Annotated in this window: 19 protein-coding genes and 1 pseudogene; 12 read left to right on the top strand and 8 right to left on the bottom strand. The window is 70.4% G+C overall.

The features are described from left to right. Positions 1–283: 283 nt before the first annotated feature. Genes ACFVXE_RS23265 through paaA form a run of 5 tightly spaced genes read right to left on the bottom strand, consistent with a single transcriptional unit; the run spans position 284 to position 3,841 of the window. Positions 284–1,342, bottom strand: coding sequence for a 2Fe-2S iron-sulfur cluster-binding protein (locus ACFVXE_RS23265; RefSeq protein ID WP_389673700.1), 1,059 nt, complete (start codon positions 1,340–1,342; stop codon positions 284–286). Then, positions 1,343–1,849: a 1,2-phenylacetyl-CoA epoxidase subunit PaaD gene (gene paaD / locus ACFVXE_RS23260; protein ID WP_389673699.1), complete on the bottom strand. Its 507-nt coding sequence runs from the start codon at positions 1,847–1,849 to the stop codon at positions 1,343–1,345. It abuts the gene before it with no gap. After that, positions 1,843–2,544 carry a 1,2-phenylacetyl-CoA epoxidase subunit PaaC gene (gene paaC / locus ACFVXE_RS23255; protein WP_389673697.1) on the bottom strand — a complete coding sequence of 234 codons (702 nt, stop codon included), beginning with the start codon at positions 2,542–2,544 and terminating at the stop codon, positions 1,843–1,845. The genes paaD and paaC overlap by 7 nt, the downstream gene beginning before the upstream one ends. Further along, positions 2,541–2,831 (bottom strand): 1,2-phenylacetyl-CoA epoxidase subunit PaaB, encoded by a 291-nt coding sequence (paaB, locus tag ACFVXE_RS23250; RefSeq protein WP_356742022.1) that lies wholly within the window; start codon positions 2,829–2,831, stop codon positions 2,541–2,543. Before paaB ends, paaC begins: the two co-directional genes overlap by 4 nt. Next, positions 2,828–3,841, bottom strand: coding sequence for a 1,2-phenylacetyl-CoA epoxidase subunit PaaA (gene paaA, locus ACFVXE_RS23245; protein ID WP_389673696.1), 1,014 nt, complete (start codon positions 3,839–3,841; stop codon positions 2,828–2,830). Before paaA ends, paaB begins: the two co-directional genes overlap by 4 nt. Before the next feature lie 115 nt (positions 3,842–3,956). On the opposite strand from paaA, the gene ACFVXE_RS23240 reads away from it, so the two are divergent. The 3 genes from ACFVXE_RS23240 to ACFVXE_RS23230 are packed head-to-tail and all read left to right on the top strand — an operon-like array spanning position 3,957 to position 6,855. After that, positions 3,957–4,838 (top strand): DUF5819 family protein, encoded by an 882-nt coding sequence (locus ACFVXE_RS23240; protein WP_389673694.1) that lies wholly within the window; start codon positions 3,957–3,959, stop codon positions 4,836–4,838. After that, complete coding sequence (locus tag ACFVXE_RS23235; RefSeq protein ID WP_389673692.1) at positions 4,835–6,115, top strand: HTTM domain-containing protein; 1,281 nt, start codon at positions 4,835–4,837, stop codon at positions 6,113–6,115. The genes ACFVXE_RS23240 and ACFVXE_RS23235 overlap by 4 nt, the downstream gene beginning before the upstream one ends. Further along, the gene (locus ACFVXE_RS23230) at positions 6,112–6,855 is read left to right on the top strand and encodes a TrmH family RNA methyltransferase (protein WP_389673690.1); all 744 of its coding nucleotides are present in this window, start codon (positions 6,112–6,114) and stop codon (positions 6,853–6,855) included. The genes ACFVXE_RS23235 and ACFVXE_RS23230 overlap by 4 nt, the downstream gene beginning before the upstream one ends. Before the next feature lie 175 nt (positions 6,856–7,030). Here the strand turns inward: ACFVXE_RS23230 and paaN are convergent, their stop codons facing one another. Continuing rightward, complete coding sequence (gene paaN / locus ACFVXE_RS23225; protein WP_389673688.1) at positions 7,031–8,731, bottom strand: phenylacetic acid degradation protein PaaN; 1,701 nt, start codon at positions 8,729–8,731, stop codon at positions 7,031–7,033. Positions 8,732–8,854: 123 nt separating this feature from the next. Here paaN and ACFVXE_RS23220 point away from each other — a divergent pair, with 123 nt between their 5' ends. Together ACFVXE_RS23220 and ACFVXE_RS23215 are read left to right on the top strand one after the other, a co-directional pair. Next, entirely contained in the window at positions 8,855–9,448 is a 594-nt protein-coding gene (locus ACFVXE_RS23220; protein ID WP_389673686.1) for a TetR/AcrR family transcriptional regulator, read from the top strand. Between the two features lie 195 nt (positions 9,449–9,643). After that, positions 9,644–10,282 (top strand): LysE family translocator, encoded by a 639-nt coding sequence (locus tag ACFVXE_RS23215; protein WP_389673684.1) that lies wholly within the window; start codon positions 9,644–9,646, stop codon positions 10,280–10,282. A 27-nt stretch (positions 10,283–10,309) separates the two neighbouring features. Here ACFVXE_RS23215 and ACFVXE_RS23210 read toward each other — a convergent pair. Beyond that, a pseudogene (locus ACFVXE_RS23210) lies at positions 10,310–10,519 on the bottom strand (transposase); the annotation flags it as partial. Between the two features lie 19 nt (positions 10,520–10,538). Next, positions 10,539–11,045, bottom strand: coding sequence for an Lrp/AsnC family transcriptional regulator (locus ACFVXE_RS23205; protein WP_389673788.1), 507 nt, complete (start codon positions 11,043–11,045; stop codon positions 10,539–10,541). Between the two features lie 264 nt (positions 11,046–11,309). On the opposite strand from ACFVXE_RS23205, the gene pdhA reads away from it, so the two are divergent. The 7 genes from pdhA (at position 11,310) to ACFVXE_RS23170 (ending at position 19,980) form a co-directional block, all read left to right on the top strand. Further along, a complete protein-coding gene (pdhA, locus tag ACFVXE_RS23200) occupies positions 11,310–12,482 on the top strand; it encodes a pyruvate dehydrogenase (acetyl-transferring) E1 component subunit alpha (protein ID WP_389673682.1) in 1,173 nt (390 codons plus the stop codon). Beyond that, positions 12,479–13,510: an alpha-ketoacid dehydrogenase subunit beta gene (locus tag ACFVXE_RS23195; RefSeq protein ID WP_389673681.1), complete on the top strand. Its 1,032-nt coding sequence runs from the start codon at positions 12,479–12,481 to the stop codon at positions 13,508–13,510. The genes pdhA and ACFVXE_RS23195 overlap by 4 nt, the downstream gene beginning before the upstream one ends. Then, entirely contained in the window at positions 13,510–14,898 is a 1,389-nt protein-coding gene (locus tag ACFVXE_RS23190) for a dihydrolipoamide acetyltransferase family protein (RefSeq protein ID WP_389673679.1), read from the top strand. Before ACFVXE_RS23195 ends, ACFVXE_RS23190 begins: the two co-directional genes overlap by 1 nt. Before the next feature lie 81 nt (positions 14,899–14,979). After that, positions 14,980–15,828, top strand: coding sequence for an NTP transferase domain-containing protein (locus ACFVXE_RS23185; protein WP_389673677.1), 849 nt, complete (start codon positions 14,980–14,982; stop codon positions 15,826–15,828). Positions 15,829–16,223: 395 nt separating this feature from the next. Then, entirely contained in the window at positions 16,224–17,849 is a 1,626-nt protein-coding gene (locus ACFVXE_RS23180; protein ID WP_389673786.1) for a molybdopterin molybdotransferase MoeA, read from the top strand. Next, positions 17,807–18,937 carry a potassium channel family protein gene (locus ACFVXE_RS23175; protein WP_389673675.1) on the top strand — a complete coding sequence of 377 codons (1,131 nt, stop codon included), beginning with the start codon at positions 17,807–17,809 and terminating at the stop codon, positions 18,935–18,937. The genes ACFVXE_RS23180 and ACFVXE_RS23175 overlap by 43 nt, the downstream gene beginning before the upstream one ends. A gap of 56 nt (positions 18,938–18,993) precedes the next feature. Then, a complete protein-coding gene (locus ACFVXE_RS23170; RefSeq protein WP_389673674.1) occupies positions 18,994–19,980 on the top strand; it encodes an NAD(P)H-quinone oxidoreductase in 987 nt (328 codons plus the stop codon). Positions 19,981–20,110: the final 130 nt, after the last annotated feature.

Here is a 20,110-nt window from a genome sequence, read left to right as displayed (position 1 = left end):
GCTGAACGGTCGGTGCACGCCGTCCGCCACTCGGACACTCGGATCGTCGCCCCACGACATCACCCGCGAGCGCTCCGCGGGCCGGCTCGCCGGTGGGGAGCGTGCGGCGCCGTCTGCCGGGCGGGCATTGCCGTAGGCCTCGGACCGGATGTGCCGTCCTGCACCCGGGCCGGCGACGACCTGGTGCCGGTGAGTTTCACTGCCCTGAACTCTCAGCGAACCGCCCTGCCCGTGAATCGATTTGACGTCACGTCAGGTATTGAGGATCGGCGGATCCGACGGATCAGCGGTCGAAGTCGAGCTCCACTTCCGGCGTGAGCGGATGCGACTGGCAGGCCAGCACATACCCCGCCCCTGTCTCTTCCGGCTCCAGCGCGAAATTCCGGTCCATCCGGACCTCGCCCGAGACCAGGAAGGCCCGGCAGGTCCCGCACACCCCGCCCTTGCAGGCGTAGGGAGCGTCGGAGCGGCTGCGCAACACCGTTTCCAGCAGTGATTCGCCTTCCTGCACCGGCCAGTTGCCCGAACGGCCGTCCAGCGTCGCGGTGAGCGTGCTGTGCGCGGGTGCTTCGACCCGGGTACGGGGGGTCGCGGACGGTCCGTCGTCGACGTGGAAGATCTCCTGGTGGATACGGGCCCGGTCGACACCGAGGCTGCGCAGCGCGGACTCCGCCGACCGGACCAGACCGAACGGCCCGCACAGAAACCAGCCGTCCACCTCTTCCGTCGACAGCAGAGCGGGCAGCAACCCGGCCAGCCGCTCCCGGTCGAGCCGACCGGACGGGAGACCGGCCTGCTGCTCCTCGCGGGAGAGCACCGTCACGAGCTGGAAGCGCTCCGGGTAACGGTCCTTGAGGTCGGCGACCTCGTCCAGGAACATCGTCGACGCGGCCGTCCGGTCGCTCCGGATCAGACAGAACCGCGCCGCGGGCTCCCGCGCCAGCAGCGTCGACGCGATCGACAGCACCGGTGTGATGCCACTGCCGCCGACGATCGCCGCGAAGTGACCGGCGCGGGGCGTGAGGACGAAGCGTCCCATCGGCGGCATCGCCTCGACCTGGTCACCGACGCCGAGCTCCTTGAGGGCGTAGGTGGAGAACGTGCCACCGTCGACCAGCCTGATACCCACACGCAGTTGCGGTTCAGCCGGTGGCTCGACGGCCGGCGCGCAGATCGAGTAGGAACGCCGGATCTCCTCGCCGCCGACGGCGTAGCGCACATTGAGGTGCTGGCCGGGCTTGTGACGGAAGGTCTCGCGCAGCTCGGGCGGCACCGCGAGGGTGACGGCCACCGAATCGTCGGTCAGCCGCTCGATCGCGCGGACCCGGAGCGGATGGAACATCTACAACTCCTTGAAGTGGTCGAACGGTTCGCGGCAGCTCGCGCAGCGGCGCAGCGCTTTGCAGGCGGTGGAGGAGAACCGGCTCAGCAACTCCGTGTCGGTGGATCCGCAGTGCGGGCAGCGGACCGAGAGGGTGAGCGGCACCGGACCGTCGGGCCGGGCCGCGGCGTCGTGCGGGCGCGGTGGAGCTATGCCGAAGTCGGCGAGCTTGCGCCGCCCCTCCGCGCTGATGTCGTCCGTCGACCAGGCCGGCGCGAGGACCGTGACGACGGAGACCTCGGGTATGCCGTGGTCGTGCAGCACCTGTTCGATGTCGGCGGACATGGCCTCGATCGCCGGACAGCCGGTGTACGTCGGGGTGAGGCGGACCGTGACCCTGCCGGGGCCCAGCACGTCCACTCCGCGGAGCACGCCCAGCTCCTCCAGGGTCAGCACCGGTAGCTCGGGATCGGGCACGGCCCCGGCGAGCCTGCGTACCTTTTCCTCCAGCTCGGTCCCGGTCACCATGACGCCCCAGGGTGGCTGCGGTGCAGGTGCTGCATCTCGGCGAGCATGCGGCCGAAGGGTTCGGTATGGAGGCCCTGCCGTCCCGCCCCTGCCGTCCAGGCCCCGGACTGCGGTCCGTCCGGCACGGTCAGTGTTGCCTGCTGCAGCACGGTGGTGACCGTCGACAGCCAGCCGCTGTGCAGCGACTGCCAGTCGATCTCCACACCTTCGACCGGCTGGAACAGCTCGCCGGTGAACCGCCACAGGGCATCCGCGCCCCGCTGCATCCGCTCGTGGCTCTCCGCCGTCCCGTCGCCGAGCCGCAGCGTCCAGTGTTCGGCGTGGTCCTGGTGGTACGCGACCTCCTTGACGGCCTTGGCCGCCAGTCCTGCGAACTCGCCCTCCCCGGCCGCCAGCTGCTCGTACAGTCCGCGCTGGTAGACCGAGAAGTAGAGCTGGCGGGCGATGGTGTGGGCGAAATCGCCGTTGGGCTGTTCGACCAGTTGTACGTTGCGGAAGGCACGCTCCTCGCGCAGGAATGCCAGCTCGTCCTCGTCCCCGGCGAGCGAGAGCAGTACCCGGGCCTGCCCCAGCAGATCCAGGGCGATGTTGGCCAGGGCCACTTCTTCTTCGAGTACGGGTGCGTGGCCCGCCCACTCCCCCAGCCGGTGGGACAGCACCAGCGCGTCGTCGCCGAGGGCGAGGGCAGCGGTCACAGGTGCTTCACCCCTTCAGGGATCTCGTAGAACGTCGGGTGCCGGTAGGGCTTGTCGCCCGCCGGCTCGAAGAACGAGTCCTTCTCGTCCGGCGAGGAGGCGGTGATCTCCGTGGACGGGACCACCCAGATGGAGACACCCTCGGAACGGCGGGTGTAGAGGTCGCGTGCGTTGCGCAGGGCCATCTCGGCGTCCGGGGCGTGCAGGCTGCCCGCGTGAGTGTGGGAGAGGCCGCGTCGCGAGCGCACGAACACCTCCCACAGTGGCCAGTCGGTCGAGCTGGTCATGCCGTCGCCTCCGCGGTCGATGGTGTGTGCTTACCGGCGTACGCGGCCGCCGCGTCCCGGACCCAGGCGCCCTCTTCGTGTGCACGGCGCCGCTGGGTGAGGCGCTGTTCGTTGCACGGGCCGTTGCCCTTCAGGACCTCCTGGAACTCCGTCCAGTCGATCGCACCGAAGTCGTGCTGTCCGCGCTCCTCGTTCCATCGGAGGTCGGGGTCCGGGAGGGTGAGTCCCAGCACCTCGGCCTGCGGGACGCAGATGTCGACGAACCGCTGCCGCAGCTCGTCGTTCGAGTGCCGCTTGATCTTCCATGCCGTCGACTGAGCCGAGTGCGCCGATGCTTCGTCCGGCGGGCCGAACATCATCAGGGACGGCCACCACCAGCGGTTCACCGCGTCCTGCGCCATCTCGTGCTGGGCCGGTGTCCCGCGGCTGAGGGTGAGCAGCAGCTCGTACCCCTGGCGCTGGTGGAAGGACTCCTCCTTGCAGATGCGGACCATGGCCCGGGCGTACGGACCGTAGGAGCAGCGGCACAGCGGCACCTGGTTGGTGATGGCAGCGCCGTCCACCAGCCAGCCGATCGCGCCGACGTCCGCCCAGGTCAACGTGGGGTAATTGAAGATCGATGAATACCGCTGGCGGCCCGCGTGGAGCTTGTCGAGCAGCTCCTCGCGGCTCGTCCCCAGTGTCTCGGCGGCGCTGTAGAGGTACAGCCCGTGTCCCGCCTCGTCCTGCACCTTGGCCATCAGGATCGCCTTGCGGCGCAGTGAGGGAGCGCGGCTGATCCAGTTGGCCTCCGGCTGCATGCCGATGATTTCGGAGTGGGCGTGCTGGGCCATTTGCCTGACCAGCGAGGCCCGGTACGCGTCCGGCATCCAGTCGCGCGGCTCGATGCGCTCGTCGGCGGCCACCGCGGCGTCGAACGCGGCCTGCTGGGCCCCGTCCGTCGCGCCGGGGCCGCCTGCTGTCGGCTGCACCGTGCCCTGTGCTGTCTGGTCCGCAGTCACTGCCACCATCCCGGGCTCCCTACCGACCGATCGTTCGGTTCAATGACTTCAATGGTGAGTCGACGGCCCGTAGGGTGTCAACCCTGTGGATAACTGAGCGGTGATCGACGGGGATCGGGGCGGGATGGATTCGAACGACGACAGGGGCGCCGGAGGCGGGAGCGGGAGCGCCGGTCCGGGTGTGCAGCGGCGTGAGGATGCCTCGCCCGACAGCGGCGGCCTCGCCGGGTCAGTCCCCGGTCAGGGGACGGGTTCCGGTCCGGAGCTGGGTCCCGGCGCGCACGCCGATCCGGACCACGCCTGCGGTACCGACGCGCCCACCGGCCCCTGTGGCCCCTCCTGCGGGTCCGCGCCGGTGCACGCTGGTATTGCCGGGCTGTCCCTTCCGTACCAGCTCGTCGCCGCAGCCGCGCTGGCCGTGATCGGGCTGATCGCCTGCACCCACCTGGCCATGGTCTTCCTGCACGTCGCCCCGTCGAACACGCTGACCAAGCAGCACGGCAAAGCGGTCGACGACTGGGTCTATCCCGAGTTCGAGCAGAACTGGAAACTCTTCGCGCCCAACCCGCTCCAGCAGAACGTCGCCGTGCACGTCCGGGCCGAGATAGCCGGCCCCCAGGGGCGCCGTACCACCGCCTGGATGAGCCTCTCCGGCGAGGACGGCAAGGGGATACGGGGCAACCTCCTCCCCAGCCACGTCCACCAGAACGAGCTCCGACGCGGCTGGGACTTCTACGTCAACTCCCACGACCTCCAGAACCACCCGAACGGTCCGCGTGGCGGGCTCTCCGAGCGCTACATCCGCCGCATCGTGATGCTGCGCCTGAGTGGGCACGACTACGGCGGCACCGTCGAGCGCATACAGGTCCGCTCCGAGGTGCGTTCGGTCACCGCACCCCCGTGGAGCACGGAGAGGATCAGCACCAAGCCGGTCTACCGGGTGCTGCCGTGGTGGACCGTGACCCCCGAAGACCTTCCGGAGAACGCCAAGGAGGCGGACAAGTGAGCACGCCCTCCCTCGACGGCAGCTTCGCCCGCGGTGCTCAGCGCATCACTTTCTCGGCCCTCGGCCCCTATCAGAGCGCTGTCATCCGGATCGGGTTCTCCGCCACCTACCTGCTTTTCCTGCTGCGCGAGCTGCCGCACCGCCATGAGATGTACGGACCCGACGCGCCCTGGCGCTGGGACATGGCGAAGCAGCTCATTTCGGGCAACGAGGCCTTCTCCGCGCTCATGTGGTCGGACAGCACGGTCTGGTTCGAGATCGTCTACGCGGTGACTCTGCTCTCCGCCGCGCTGCTGATGGTCGGCTGGCGCAGCCGGGCCATGTCCGTCCTGTTCATGGCCGGTGTGCTCTCGCTTCAGAACCGCAGCATTTTCCTGGGTGACGGCGGCGACAACGTCGTCCATCTGATGTCGATCTACCTCGTGCTGACGCGATGCGGCCAGGTCTGGTCGTTGGACGCGCGGCGGGAGGCACGGGTCCGCCGCGCGAAGGCGGAAGCTGAGGACGGGACGGACCCGGGTGTGGAGTCGCAGGGGGCTGCAGCCCTGCGGTCCTCGGCTCGGGACGTGACCGGGCCGATCCTGTGGGCCGCGTTCGGTGTGGTGCTCGTCGTGGGCACGGTGATGGACGGCCTCGGCGGCACTCGTTGGCTGCCGTTGCTCTTCTGGGTGCTGTGGATCGGACACGGCGTCTGGTGGGCCGTGAACCGTCACGCGCCGCGGAGCGAGCTGCGCGCCCTGCTCGACGTCCTCGCCAATCTCGCCCACAACGTCACTCTCGTCGTGATCATGGTCGAGGTCTGTCTGATCTACGCGACCGCGGGCTGGTACAAGATCCAGGGGTCGCGGTGGCAGGACGGTACGGCGCTGTACTACCCGCTCAAGCTCGACTACTTCACGCCGTGGCCCGCGCTCTCCGACATCCTGGCGTCCAACGGTGTGATGGTCATGGTGCTGACGTACGGCACGGTCATCGTGCAGGTCGCCTTCCCGTTCACTCTCTTCAACCGTCGTGTCAAGAACGTCCTGCTCGTCGTCATGATGTGTGAGCACCTGGGCATCGCCCTGCTGCTGGGGCTGCCCTTCTTCTCGATGGCGATGATCGCCGCGGATTCCGTCTTCCTGCCGACGGCCTTCCTGGTCTGGCTGGGCGGCAGGGCGGTGCTCGGGCGGCAGCTGCTGTTCTCCCGCAGGGGCCGGGTGCCGGAGCAGTGGCGGGGCGCCGACGAGGAGGTCCCGCGACACGACGAAAGCGATGGCCATACGCTCGTCGGGTGAGCAGCGATACCGGCAGCACCGGCAGCACCGGCAGTACCAGCAGGAGTGGCGAGAATCCGTCGGCCGACAGCCCTGTGGCGGGCGAGTCGTCCACGGACCCGTTGCAGTACGACGACGGGTTCGGGACGGAGATCGGAGTCGGACCGCATCCGCTGCCCTGGCCCGAGGGAGAGCGGTACGACCCCGAGCTGCTGGCCCACGGGGACCGGCGCAATGTCGGCGACGAGTACCGCTACTGGACGAGGGAGGCGATCGTCGCCGACCTGGATCTTCGGCGGCACGACTTCCATGTGGCGGTGGAGAACTGGGGCCACGACTTCAACATCGGGTCGGTGGTGCGCACCGCGAACGCCTTCCTCGCCAAGGAGATCCACATCGTGGGCCGTCGGCGCTGGAACCGGCGCGGTGCGATGGTCACCGACCGGTACCAGCATGTGCGGCACCACCCCGACACCGCGGATCTGACCGCCTGGGCGGCGGCCGAAGGGCTGCCGATCATCGGGATCGACAATCTCCCGGGAGCGGTGCCGCTGGAGCGGACCGAGCTGCCGCGGCGGTGTGTGCTGCTCTTCGGGCAGGAGGGGCCGGGGCTGACCGAGGAGGCGCGCAAGCACGCGACGATGGTCTGCTCGATCGCGCAGTTCGGGTCGACGCGGTCGATCAACGCGGGAGCCGCGGCTGCCATCGCGATGCACGCGTGGGTGCAGCGCTACGCGGATATTCCGGGGAGCGCCGGCTGAGAGAGGCCGGAGGCCGGTCATGCGCCGAGGCGGGCGAGGCGGTGCGGGGTGGGGTCGGCCCTTGGGGTGGGCCTCTCCCCGCACCGCCCCGTCCCGGAATCGGGGACCCGCTCGCCGGGCGCCCGCTCCGCGACGCCGGAGCGCCAGGAGCGGGGCCGGTGCGGGCCGGTGCGGATCAGGCCTGGCGGCGGACTTCCACCATTCGGAAGCGGTTCGATACGAATGCTCCGTCGCACAGAGCGGCGTTTGCCGCCGGGTTGCCCCCGGACCCGTGGAAGTCGGAGAAGGCCGCCGTCTGGTTGACGTAGACCCCGCCCGTGAGGTTCAGCGAGAGCTGGGCCGACTCGTCCAGGCAGACGTCCTCCACCGCGCGCTCCACCTCCGGTGAGGTCGTGTACGCGCCGACCGTCATCGCACCCTTGTCGCGGATCGTCCGTCGCAGCAGTTCCACCGCGTCCGCCGTCGAGTCGACCGCGACGGCGAACGCCACCGGTCCGAAACACTCCGACAGGTACGCCGCCTCGTCGTCCGGCTTGGCACCGTCGAGCTTGACGACGACCGGAGTACGGACCACCGCGTCCGGGAACTCGGGGTTGGCCACCTCCCTTGAGGCCAGGGCGACTTCGCCCAGCCCTGCCGCTGCCTCCAGGCGGGCTTTCACGTCCGGGTTGACCAGTGCGCCGAGCAGCGCGTTCGCCCGGGCGTCGTCTCCGAGCAGGCCGATGACCGCGGCGGCCATGTCGCTCACCACGTCGTCGTACGACTTGTCGCCGGCGTCGGTCGTGATGCCGTCCCGGGGGATCAGCAGGTTCTGCGGGGTGGTGCACATCTGGCCGCTGTACAGCGAGAGGGAGAAGGCCAGGTTGGCCAGCATGCCCCGGTAGTCGTCGGTGGAGTCGATGACGACCGTGTTGACCCCGGCCTTCTCCGTGTACACCTGCGCCTGGCGGGCGTTGCCCTCCAGCCAGTCGCCGAAGGCGGTGGATCCGGTGTAGTCGATGATCCGGATCTCGGGGCGGACGGCCAACGTCTTCGCGATGCCTTCGCCGGGCCGCTCGGCGGCCAGGCAGACCAGGTTGGGATCGAAGCCGGTCTCGCTCAGGACCTCGCGGGCCACCTGCACCGTGAGCGCCAGCGGAAGGACGGCGCGCGGATGCGGCTTCACCAGGACGGGATTACCGGTGGCGAGGGAGGCGAACAGGCCGGGATAGCCGTTCCACGTCGGGAAGGTGTTGCAGCCGATCAGCAGCGAGATGCCGCGGCCCGCCGCGATGTAGGTCTTGTGCAGCTGCAGGGGATCGCGCTTCCCCTGCGGCTTGGACCAGTCCGCCGTCCGCGGCGTGCGGGTCTGCTCCTCGTACGCATATGCCACGGCCTCCAGACCGCGGTCCTGGGCATGCGGGCCACCGGCCTGGAAGGCCATCATGAAGGCCTGCCCGCTGGTGTGCATCACGGCGTGGCCGAACTCATGGGTGCGGCCGCTGATCCGCGCCAGGATCTCCAGGCAGACCATCGCCCTGGTCTCGGGCCCCGCCTCGCGCCAGGCAGCCATCCCCGTGCGCATCGCAGGGAGCAGCACGTCCAGGTCGGCGTGCGGATATTCGACGCCGAGCTCCGGTCCGTACGGAGAGATCTCCCCGCCGGTCCAGCCGTCGGTGCCCGGCTGGCCCAGGTCGAGACGGGTGTGCAGAACGGCGTCGAAAGCGGCCTTGCCATCGGCCGCGCTCAGGCTGCCGGGGGCGCCGCCCTCGCCGTACGCCTTCGGGTGCTCGGGGTGCGGGGACCAGTACGCGCGCGTACGGATCGCGTCGAGGGCTTGGTCGAGCGTGGGGCGGTGCTTCTCGGACAGCAGGTGCGGGGAGAGCTCGGCGGCCATGACAGACCAACTCCTCATCGAGCTGGGCAGGGACGGACGGACAGAGTTAGAGTAACCGAACGATCGGTCGGGACAAGGGGGTCCCGGGAACCTGTGGACAACTCGTAGGGGAGGATCGCGGACATGACCACGGCCAAGCGGGACACGTACACCCCGGAGACCCTCCTCACCGTCGCCGTCCGTGTCTTCAACGAGCGCGGTTACGACGGCACGTCCATGGAGCACCTGTCCAAGGCGGCAGGGATCTCCAAGTCGTCCATCTACCACCATGTGGCAGGCAAGGAAGAGCTGCTGCGACGCGCGGTCAGCCGGGCGCTGGACGGACTCTTCGGAATTCTCGACGAGCCGGGGGCGAGCCGGGGGCGCGCGATGGAGCGGGTCGAGTACGTCACGCGACGCACCGTCGAGGTGCTGATAGCCGAACTGCCCTACGTCACGCTGCTACTGCGCGTACGGGGCAACACGAAGGCCGAGCGCTGGGCCATGGAGCGCCGGCGTGAGTTCGACCAGCGCGTGGCGGAGCTTCTGAAAGCGGCCGTCGCGGACGGTGATCTCCGCTCGGACGTGGACATACGGCTGGCGACCCGGCTGCTCTTCGGGATGGTGAACTCGCTGGTGGAGTGGTATCGGCCGCAGCCGGGTGGTGCCGACGAGGGGCAGCAGCTGGCGGACACGGTCGTCCGGCTGGCCTTCGAGGGCATGCGCGCCCCTCGCTGAACCATCGGCGCCGGTATGCAGGGGTGACACTGCTCGGCCGCAGGTAGGACCGGGCCCCGGTGCGCCCCTTTCTCGGGATGTGCGGCTCGTGAGGTTGTGCGTCGCGCCAAGGCCTGTCTCTTCGGAGGGGAATCCGGACAGCTCAAGATTCACCTCCGACAAGGCGGTGGATCCGGTGGGGTAGCCTGGCATTCCATGGCAATAAGCACCGCCCTGTGGTCCTTTGCCCTGGTTGTAGGGCTTCTCACTCTGACTCCCGGACTCGACACGGCGCTGATCCTGCGCACGTCGGCCCTCGGCCGGCGCAGGAGAGCCTGGGGCGTCGTCCTCGGAATCCAGACCGGCACCTTGGTGTGGGGTGCGTTCACCTCCCTCGGAGTGACCGCGCTTCTCACGGCCTCCCACCTCGCCTACACCGCGTTGCGCTGGATCGGCGCCGTCTACCTGATCTGGGTGGGGGCCCGCATGCTCCGGGACACCTTCCGGGGGCTGCCCGCGCCGGACACGGACGATTCCCTTCCGGCCGCCGGCGTTGACTCGGCCGGCGGCGGCTGGCGGCAGGGAACGCTCACCAACCTTCTGAACCCGAAAATGGGCGTCTTCTATGTCGCCGTCCTGCCTCAGTTCATCCCCCAAGGCACCGGCCACTTCACCATGGGTCTCCTGCTCACCACGGTGCACATCCTCATAGGTCTGCTCTGGTCCGCCGTCCTCATCGGCCTCGCTCGCGTCCTGCACGGCTGGCTCCGCAAGCCCCAGGCCCGCCGCCTGCTCGACCGGATCACCGGCACCGTGATCGGCGTCTTCGGTATCAGGCTGGCACTCGGCAACTGACGATCCGAGTCGGCCCGGACGCCTCGGCGGCGAAGAGGTCCACGGATCGCACGGGACGAGTAGGCGCGATCCGTCAGGACGGTGACCGGGCGGGTTCCACGCGATGGCCTCAGGGGTCCGGCGGTGGTCGGCCCACCGTCGTCCACGGACCGGATCGGCCGGTACCAGCCGCTCGATCCGGCCCCACGTCGCATCAGTGATCACCGACCGGACAGATCTGTCCGACCAACTGACCAGCCCGTCAAAGAGTCACGCTCTAGCTCAGCTCGGTGGGGCGCTCCGGGCCCGGGGCGAGATCCGTCTCCTCGAACACCAGGAGCGTGCGGGTGGAGAGCACCTCGGGGATGGCCTGGATCCTGGTCAGGACCAGCTCGCGCAGCGACCGGTTGTCCGGTGTGTGTACGAGCAGCAGTACGTCGAAGTCACCGCTGACCAGCGCGATGTGGGTCGCCCCGGGCAGTGCCTGGAGCTGTTCGCGCACCGTCCGCCAGGTGTTCTGGACGATCTTGAGCGTGATGTACGCGGAGGCGCCCTGCCCCGCCCGCTCGTGATCCACGCGCGCACTGAACCCGCGGATCACACCGTCGTCGATGAGCCGGTTGATCCGGGCATAGGCGTTGGCGCGCGACACGTGCACCCGGTCGGCCACCGAACGTATCGAGGCCCGGCCGTCCCACTGGAGCAGCCGGAGGATGTCGCGGTCGATGGCATCGAGGGGGCGTGCGGGCGGAACCTGGCCGGGGTCCTCGGCCCCGTCGGCCATTTGTTCAGCTGCCATGTCCCCGCGCCTCCCTCTCCTGGACGACCTGCCCCTATCCCAGGCTGTGGAGAACCGTTTGTCCACAGGCTGACGGCGCCTGTAGCCAAAATGCGCCCGCGACCGAACAATCGGTAGGTGAGGCACGCCACAGCCGTGCCTCGGCTCGTGCTCGACATTTCGACCTATTCAGTCACCCCTCGATATCGGACGACCCCTCGATATCGACAGATGCCGCTCGATATCCCTCGAAGCCAGGAGGTGCTTGTCATGACGGTCCAAGAGCTGCCAGGCGCGGCCGCCTACCGGCCCACGCCGCCCCCGGCCTGGAAGCCGCTCACCGACCCCGCGCCGCTGCTCCCGGACCCCGAGCCGTACCGCGTGCTCGGTACGGACGCCGCGGCCGACGCAGACCCCGAGCTGCTGCTGCGGCTCTACGCCGAGCTGGTGCGCGGCCGGCGGTACAACGCGCAGGCGACCGCTCTCACCAAGCAGGGCCGGCTCGCCGTCTACCCGTCGAGCACCGGGCAGGAGGCCTGCGAGATCGCGGCGGCGCTGGTGCTGGAGGAGCGCGACTGGCTCTTCCCCAGCTACCGCGACACGCTCGCGGCGGTGGTACGCGGACTCGACCCGGTCGAGGCGCTGACCCTGCTGCGCGGTGACCGGCACACCGGTTACGACCCTCGCGAGCACCGCATCGCCCCGCTCTGCACGCCGCTCGCCACCCAGCTGCCGCACGCCGTCGGGCTGGCACACGCGGCGCGGCTCAAGGGCGACGACGTGGTCGCGCTCGCCATGGTCGGTGACGGCGGGACGAGCGAGGGCGACTTCCACGAGGCGCTGAACTTCGCGGCCGTCTGGAAGGCCCCCGTGGTCTTCCTCGTGCAGAACAACGGCTTCGCGATATCCGTCCCGCTGGCGAAGCAGACGGCGGCGCCTTCGCTGGCGCACAAGGCGGTCGGGTACGGGATGCCGGGCCGGCTGGTCGACGGAAATGACGTGGCGGCCGTGCACCAGGTCCTCGGCGAAGCCGTGGCGCGGGCCCGGGCCGGAGGCGGTCCGACGCTCGTCGAGGCCGTGACGTACCGGATGGACGCCCACACGAACGCCGACGACGCCACTCGTTATCGCGGAGACAGCGAGGTGGAGGCGTGGCGGGCCCACGACCCGGTCCAGCTTCTGGAGCGGGAGCTGACCGGCCGCGGGCTGCTCGGCGAGGACGGAATGGAGAAGGCCCGCGCGGCCGCGGAACGGATGGCCGCCGGACTGCGCGAGCGGATGAACGCCGACCCGGTGCTCGACCCGATGGACCTCTTCGCCCATGTCTATGCCGAACAGACCACGCAATTGCGTGAGCAGGCAGCCCGGTTGAGGGTCGAGCTGGACGCCGAGCAGGACCACCACGGTCAGCACGGTCCGAGTGGCGTGGAGGGAGGACGATGACCACGGCGGCAGTGACGGCCGGTGAGCAGACTCAGCGTGCCAAACCGGCCACCATGGCGCAGGCTCTGGGACGGGCGTTGCGCGACTCGATGGCCGAGGACCCGACCGTCCATGTCCTGGGCGAGGACGTCGGAACTCTCGGCGGGGTCTTCCGGATCACCGACGGTCTGGCGAAGGAGTTCGGCGACGACCGCTGCACGGACACGCCGCTCGCCGAGGCCGGCATCCTCGGAACGGCTGTCGGCATGGCGATGTACGGGCTGCGGCCCGTAGTGGAAATGCAGTTCGACGCGTTCGCCTATCCGGCGTTCGAGCAGCTCATCAGCCATGTCGCCAAGATGCGGAACCGGACCCGCGGTGCCATGCCGCTGCCGATCACGGTGCGGGTGCCCTACGGCGGCGGGATCGGGGGGGTCGAGCACCACAGCGACTCCTCGGAGGCGTACTACATGGCCACGCCCGGCCTCCACGTCGTCACACCTGCCACCGTCGACGACGCGTACGGGCTGCTGCGGGCCTCCATTGCCTCCGACGACCCGGTGGTCTTCCTGGAGCCGAAGCGGCTGTACTGGTCGAAGGCTGCCTGGTCGCCGGAGGCCCCGGCGGCGGTCGAGCCGATCGGACGGGCCGTCGTCCGCCGGCCCGGTCGCAGCGCGACGCTGATCACGTACGGGCCGTCCCTGCCGGTCTGCCTGGAGGCCGCGGAAGCGGCCGTCGAGGAGGGCTGGGACCTCGAAGTGGTCGACCTGCGGTCGCTGGTGCCGTTCGACGACGAGACGGTCGCCGCCTCGGTGCGGCGCACCGGCCGCGCGGTCGTCGTCCACGAGTCGTCCGGCTTCGGCGGCCCCGGCGGGGAGATCGCCGCCCGGATCACCGAGCGCTGCTTCCACCATCTGGAGGCGCCGGTGCTGCGGGTCGCCGGATTCGACATCCCGTATCCGCCGCCGATGCTGGAGCGGAACCATCTGCCGGGCGTGGACCGGGTCCTCGACGCGGTCGCACGGTTGCAGTGGGAGGCGGAGAGCTGATGCCCCAGGTGCTCGAATTCAAGTTGCCCGACCTCGGTGAGGGTCTGACCGAGGCGGAGATCGTGCGCTGGCTGGTGGAGGTCGGCGACGTGGTCGCCGTCGACCAGCCGGTCGTGGAGGTGGAGACGGCCAAGGCGATGGTGGAGGTGCCATGTCCTTACGGGGGTGTGGTGACCGCCCGGTTCGGCGAGGAGGGCACCGAACTCCCGGTCGGGGCACCGCTGCTGACCGTTGCGGTGGGGTCCACCGCCGGGGATGTCGTCGTGGACGGTGCCGCGGAGGCCGAGTCGTCCGGAAACGTGCTGGTGGGGTACGGCACGGGGGCCCCGGCGGCGCGGCGCCGACGGGTCCGGCCCGAGGCGATCTCGGGAACGCCCGCGGTGATGCCCGTAGCGGTGCAGCCCCCGGCTCCCGTTGCCGCCCCTGAGCCTGCCCCCGCGACGGTACGGAGCGAGGTGGCGGGCCCGGTGGCGGTCGTCTCCCCCTTGGTGCGGAAACTGGCGCGACAGCACGATCTCGATCTGCGCCGGCTGACGGGATCGGGGCGCGACGGGCTGATCCTGCGAGCCGATGTCGAATCCGCCATCAACGCAGCGGCGCGCGTGACCGTGGGGACGGCCCCGGCCCCCGCGTTGTCGACGCACGCGCCGGCGTCGGCCCCGCTGTCGGTACAGGCACCTGCGTCGGCCGAGGAGCGGATCCCGCTACGCGGTGTACGGGGTGCGGTAGCCGACAAGTTGTCGCGCAGCCGGCGCGAGATACCCGATGCCACGTGCTGGGTCGATGCGGATGCCACCGAGCTGATGGCCGCCAGGGCCGTGATGAACGGCAGCGGTGGTCCGGCTGCGGGGCCCAAGGTGTCGGTGCTCGCCCTGCTGGCCCGTATCTGTACCGCTGCCCTGGCCCGGTTCCCGGAGCTGAACTCGACGGTGGACCTGGACGCACGGGAGATCGTCCGGCTGCCTGAGGTCCATCTCGGGTTCGCGGCCCAGACGGAGCGGGGACTCGTCGTCCCCGTCGTACGAGGTGCACAGGCCCGCAACGCGGAGTCGATCGGCGCCGAGATCGGGCGGCTGACCGAGGCGGCCCGGACGGGGACACTGACTCCGGCGGACCTGACCGGCGGCACGTTCACCCTGAACAACTACGGGGTGTTCGGCGTCGACGGTTCGACGCCCATCATCAACCACCCGGAGGCGGCGATGCTGGGTGTCGGCCGCATCGTGGCCAAGCCGTGGGTGCACCAGGGCGAGTTGGCGGTGCGTCAGGTCGTTCAGCTCTCGCTGACCTTCGACCACCGGGTCTGTGACGGCGGCACGGCTGGTGGCTTCCTGCGGTACGTGGCCGACTGCGTGGAACAGCCGGCGCTGTTGCTGCGCACGTTGTAGGGAAGAGACGAGAGGGACGAGGAGGACAGCGAGGGGGCGGCTGCGAAGGATCGGCGGGGTGTGGCGCGCATACTCGGGTTCATGACCGCGTATGACGCCATCGTCCTTGCCGGAGGGGCCGCCGAGCGCCTCGGGGGCGCCGACAAACCCGCTGTCCGGGTCGGTGGCCGGTCGCTGCTCGACCGGGTGCTGGCCGCCTGCGCCGATGCGGCCGTCACGGTCGTGGTGGGCGGTCGGCGCCCCACCACCCGTGCCGTGACCTGGACGCGCGAAGAACCGCAGGGCGGTGGGCCATTGGCGGCGCTCGGCGCCGGGGTGCGGCACACGACGGCCGAGCGTGTGCTCGTGCTCTCCGCCGACCTGCCGTTCCTGGGCGGGAGCACGGTCGAGATGCTGCTGGCCGCCTCCGGGCACGGAGATCTGGACGGAGCCCTGTGCGTCGATGCTGACGGTCGCGACCAGCCCCTGGTCGCCGTCTACCGCGCCGAACCCCTCCGCCGCGAGCTGGCGTTGCTCGCCGCCGAGCACGGCAGCCTGGCCGGGATGCCGTTGCGGCTGCTGGCGCAGGCACTGGATCTCGCTCGTGTCGCGGGCGATCCGCTCGCTTCGTTCGACTGCGACACCTGGGAGGACATTGCCGCAGCCCGGGCCCGTATCAGAGAGCATGGGCACGTGCTGGATGAATGGATCACCGCAGTCAAGAACGAACTGGGCATCGAACTCGACGTCGACACCGGCGTCCTGCTCGACCTCGCCCGTGATGCCGCGCACGGTGTCGCCCGGCCCGCCGCCCCGCTGACCACCTTCCTGGTCGGTTACGCGGCGGCCAAGGCGAGCGGCGACGGTGGCGGGGCCGAGGCGGTGGCCGAAGCCGCCCGCAAGGCGGCCGCGCTCGCACTTCGCTGGGCGGACGAGACCGAGTCGCCGTGACAGGGCTCCGACGCAGGGTCGACGGGGGACAGGTGACCGGCGGCCAGGACGCGGCTGCCGGTCGGGACCGGGCCGCCCGTCAGGACTGGGGCGTCGGTCAGGACCGAGCCGCCGAGCAGACCCGTGCGATGGGTCAGGCAGGCGCCGCGGACCGGGCTTCCCGGTCAGCCGACGGTGCCCACGGCACGGAACATGTCCGGGCCACCGAAGAGGAAAAGCTCACCGAAGAGGAGCGGGCCGCCGAAGAGGAAAGGGCCTTCGAGCAGGCCCTCGCGCTGGTCGAACCCCAGCCCCCGCGTGAGCCGGCGGCATCCCAGGCGCACCCCCGCGCCGGGGTCTCGGGGCAGAACCTTGATCGGATCTCCGACCACGACTCCGGTCAGGGGCCGAGTCGGATGCCCGGCCCGAGCCCCGGCCAAGCATCCGATCACCGTCCCGGCCGGAACTCCGACCGCGGGCACTCCGACTGCGGACACCCCGACCGCGGGCACTCCGACCGCGGACACCCCGACCGCGGTTCCGGCGGATGTGACGGCCCGGGGCAGGCGCCCCCTCCCGAGGGGCACAGCGCCCCGGGACCCGCCCGGACCAAGGGGTATGCCCCCGGCCACCTCACCGACCACGACGCCGAACACGATGCGGGCCGGAGTTGCGGAGAACCCCCCACGCCCGGCCACCACCCGACGCCTGGTCTCGACCCGGCCCGGGTGCGGCACGGGCGTACCACCGGCTGGGACGAGGCCCGCGCTCTTGCCGCGCGGGTCGGCCGTTCCGCCTCGCCCCGTACACAGCGGCTCGGGCTCGGCCCCGCCCTCGGACACGTGCTGGCTGAGCCGCTTGCCGCGCTGACGGATCTGCCCTCCTTCGACACTTCCGCCATGGACGGCTGGGTCGTCGCAGGACCCGGACCCTGGACCATCCACAGGAACACGGAGGAGGAAGGGAGCGAGGGAAGGGACGGAGAAGAGAGCGGAAGCGGAGGGCGAAGCCGGGCACTGGGCATTCTTGCCGGGCACGGCGCACCCGCCGCGCTCCCTGACGGCGATGCGGTACGGATCGCCACGGGTGCTCGTATCCCCGCCAATGCCACGGCCGTGATCCGGACCGAACACGCACACGCGGACGAAGCCAGAGGGGTGTTGTACGCCCAGCGGCAGGTGGTCCCCGGGCAGGACGTCCGGCCGCGCGGCCAGGAGTGCCGATCCGGCGACCAACTCCTGCCCACGGGGACCATGGTGACCCCGGCTGTCCTCGGTCTCGCCGCCGCCGCCGGTTACGACGAACTGGTGACCGTCGCTCGCCCACGCATCGACGTCCTCGTCCTCGGGGACGAACTGCTCACCGCCGGTCTGCCGCACGACGGGCTGATCCGGGATGCCCTGGGCCCCATGATCGGCCCCTGGCTGCAGGCCCTGGGCGCCGAGGTCTCCGCCCCGCGCCGGCTCGGCGACGACGCGGAGGCCCTTCGGCAGGCCCTGACCTCCTCCGACGCGGACCTCGTCGTCACCACCGGTGGTACCGCGGCCGGCCCGGTCGACCATGTCCATCCGGTCCTCGCCGGGATCGGTGCCGAACTACTGGTCAGCGGTGTCGCCGTACGCCCCGGTCATCCGATGCTGCTGGCCCGGTTGGCTTCCGGTGGCCCCTATCTCGTCGGGCTCCCCGGCAATCCTCTCGCCGCCGTCTCCGGTCTTCTCACACTGGCCGAACCCCTTCTCCGCGGGCTCGCGGGCCGCACCCCGGAGGACCCGTACCGGGTCGTCGTACGCGACGAGGTGCGCGGACACACCGAGGACACCCGTCTGGTACCCGTCGTCCACCGGATGGGCACCGGGACGGGTGCGGGTGCGGAGCACGTCGTACCGCTGCACTACAACGGCCCGGCCATGCTCCGCGGTATCGCCGCCGCCGACGGGCTGGCCGTCGTACCACCGGGCGGGGTACCGTCCGGCGCCGAGGTGGAGATCCTCGATCTGCCGTGGGCCCCGGCGACGCCGGGGTCGGAAGGGTGTTTCACGTGAAACTTCCCGGCCATGACGCGATGGCCAGGCGGGTCGACGAGCACATCGTCCCCACCCGGATCATGCTTCCCCGCCGCGTCGTCGACCGACCGCTCCGACAGGTCACCAAGCGGCTGTTGATGGCGCTACTGGTCCTGGCGACCACGGTGCTGATCGTCTGGTCCGACCGCTCCGGCTATCACGACAGCGCGGACGGCTCGGTGGACCTGCTGGACGCCGTCTACTACTCGACGGTCACCCTCTCCACCACCGGGTACGGCGACATCACTCCCTACAGTGACAGTGCCCGCCTGATCAATGTGGTGCTCGTGACACCGCTGCGCGTCCTCTTCCTGATCATCTTGGTCGGCACCACCCTGGAGGTCCTGACCGAGCGGACCCGGGAGGACTTCCGGCTGAACCGTTGGAGAAGCAACTTGCGTGATCACACCGTTGTCGTCGGCTTCGGCACGAAGGGCCGCTCGGCGATCCAGACGCTCTGCGCCACCGGTCTGAAGAAGGATCAGATCGTGATCGTCGACCCGGCGAGCAAGGTGATCGAGACGGCCAACGCGGAGGGGTACGTGGGTGTCGTCGGCGACGCCACCCGCAGCGACGTGCTGCTGCGGGCCGAGCTCCAGAAGGCACGGCAGATCATCATCGCCACCCAGCGCGACGACACGGCGGTGCTGGTCGCGCTGACCGCTCGGCAGCTCAATCGCGGCGCGAAGATCGTGGCCGCGGTGCGTGAGGAGGAGAACGCCCCGCTGCTGCGGCAGTCCGGCGCCGACGCCGTGATCACCAGTGCCAGTGCGGCGGGCCGACTGCTCGGCCTCTCGGTCCTCAGCCCCAGCGCGGGCACGGTGATGGAGGACCTGATCCAGCAGGGCAGCGGCCTCGATCTCGTCGAGCGGCCGGTGATAAAGGCCGAAGTCGGCAAGACCGTCCGGGAGACCGAGGATCTGGTCGTCAGCGTGCTGCGCGGGCACCGGCTGATCGGTTACGACGATCCGGCGGCCAGCCCGCTGCAGTTGACGGACCGGCTCATCACCATCGTGCGCGCCTCGGAGAACCGCCCGCCGCACACGCCCCGCCAGCAAGGGGTGTGAATCTCCCGGGTGTCTCGGCGCTCCGTGTGCCGGTGTCACGGAGTAGCCTCGCCGCCATGCATGCGATCACGATCCCCGAACCCGGTGGCCCCGAGGCACTTGTATGGGCCGAGGTCCCCGATCCCGTACCCGGCGAGGGCGAGGTCCTCGTCGAGGTCGTGGCCAGCGCGGTCAACCGTGCCGATGTGCTTCAGCGACAGGGTTTCTACAACCCGCCGCCCGGCGCGTCCCCGTACCCCGGCCTGGAGTGCGCCGGCCGGATCACGGCGATCGGCTCCGGTGTCACCGGCTGGTCCGTCGGTGACGAGGTGTGTGCGCTGCTCGCGGGCGGCGGATACGCGGAGAAGGTCGCCGTACCCTCCGGGCAACTGCTGCCCGTGCCCGAAGGCATCGACCTGACGGTGGCGGCGGCGCTGCCCGAGGTGACGTCGACGGTCTGGTCGAACGTCTTCATGGTGGCCCATCTGCGCCCCGGTGAGACGCTGTTGGTGCACGGCGGGTCCAGCGGTATCGGCACGATGGCCATTCAGCTGGCCAAGGCGGTGGGCGCGCGGGTCGCGGTGACCGCGGGCGGTCCCGAGAAGCTGGCGCGCTGCGCGGAGCTCGGCGCGGACATCCTGATCGACTACCGGGAGCAGGACTTCGTCGCGGAGCTGAGCAAGGCGACGGACGGGGCGGGCGCGGACGTCATCCTCGACATCGTCGGCGCGAAGTACCTGGACCGGAATGTGAAGGCACTCGCGGTCAACGGCCGGCTTGCCATCATCGGTCTTCAGGGTGGCGTCAAGGGCGAGCTCGATCTCGCCGCCCTGCTGAACAAGCGGGCCGCCGTCACCGCGACGTCACTGCGCGGGCGTCCGCTCGCCGAGAAGGCCGCCATCGTCGCCGCCGTACGCGAGCACGTGTGGCCGCTGATCGGCAGCGGGGTGGTCCGGCCGATCGTGGACCGCGTCGTGCCGATGCACGATGCCGCCGAGGCGCACCGGGTGCTGGAGTCCAGCGCGCACATCGGCAAGGTGCTGCTGCAGGCGTCGAAGTCCTGATGGGCGGTCAGCTCACGTCCTGACCGGCCGTCCGGCGACGGACGGCGGCGCCTGAGAACGGACACAGCGGGCGCCGCCCCCGGAAGCGGGGGGCGGGGCCCCGGGTGTAAGGGACCCCAGGGGGGGTTGA

Origin of the sequence: Streptomyces sp. NPDC058231 (assembly GCF_042882275.1) — a bacterium.
In the GTDB taxonomy this organism is placed as follows: domain Bacteria; phylum Actinomycetota; class Actinomycetes; order Streptomycetales; family Streptomycetaceae; genus Streptomyces.
This window is presented reverse-complemented; position numbering and strand designations above follow the sequence as displayed.

Excerpts from the sequence above, each read along its gene's own strand:
- paaB (WP_356742022.1), bottom strand. The coding sequence starts at position 2,831 with ATGACCAGCTCGACCGACTGGCCACTGTGGGAGGTGTTCGTGCGCTCG.
- ACFVXE_RS23220 (WP_389673686.1), top strand. The coding sequence starts at position 8,855 with ATGACCACGGCCAAGCGGGACACGTACACCCCGGAGACCCTCCTCACC.
- ACFVXE_RS23180 (WP_389673786.1), top strand. The coding sequence starts at position 16,224 with ATGCCCGGCCCGAGCCCCGGCCAAGCATCCGATCACCGTCCCGGCCGG.
- pdhA (WP_389673682.1), top strand. The coding sequence starts at position 11,310 with ATGACGGTCCAAGAGCTGCCAGGCGCGGCCGCCTACCGGCCCACGCCG.
- ACFVXE_RS23195 (WP_389673681.1), top strand. The coding sequence starts at position 12,479 with ATGACCACGGCGGCAGTGACGGCCGGTGAGCAGACTCAGCGTGCCAAA.
- ACFVXE_RS23215 (WP_389673684.1), top strand. The coding sequence starts at position 9,644 with ATGGCAATAAGCACCGCCCTGTGGTCCTTTGCCCTGGTTGTAGGGCTT.
- paaA (WP_389673696.1), bottom strand. The coding sequence starts at position 3,841 with ATGGTGGCAGTGACTGCGGACCAGACAGCACAGGGCACGGTGCAGCCG.
- ACFVXE_RS23170 (WP_389673674.1), top strand. The coding sequence starts at position 18,994 with ATGCATGCGATCACGATCCCCGAACCCGGTGGCCCCGAGGCACTTGTA.
- ACFVXE_RS23205 (WP_389673788.1), bottom strand. The coding sequence starts at position 11,045 with ATGGCCGACGGGGCCGAGGACCCCGGCCAGGTTCCGCCCGCACGCCCC.
- ACFVXE_RS23185 (WP_389673677.1), top strand. The coding sequence starts at position 14,980 with ATGACCGCGTATGACGCCATCGTCCTTGCCGGAGGGGCCGCCGAGCGC.
- paaN (WP_389673688.1), bottom strand. The coding sequence starts at position 8,731 with ATGGCCGCCGAGCTCTCCCCGCACCTGCTGTCCGAGAAGCACCGCCCC.
- ACFVXE_RS23265 (WP_389673700.1), bottom strand. The coding sequence starts at position 1,342 with ATGTTCCATCCGCTCCGGGTCCGCGCGATCGAGCGGCTGACCGACGAT.
- paaD (WP_389673699.1), bottom strand. The coding sequence starts at position 1,849 with ATGGTGACCGGGACCGAGCTGGAGGAAAAGGTACGCAGGCTCGCCGGG.
- ACFVXE_RS23190 (WP_389673679.1), top strand. The coding sequence starts at position 13,510 with ATGCCCCAGGTGCTCGAATTCAAGTTGCCCGACCTCGGTGAGGGTCTG.
- ACFVXE_RS23240 (WP_389673694.1), top strand. The coding sequence starts at position 3,957 with ATGGATTCGAACGACGACAGGGGCGCCGGAGGCGGGAGCGGGAGCGCC.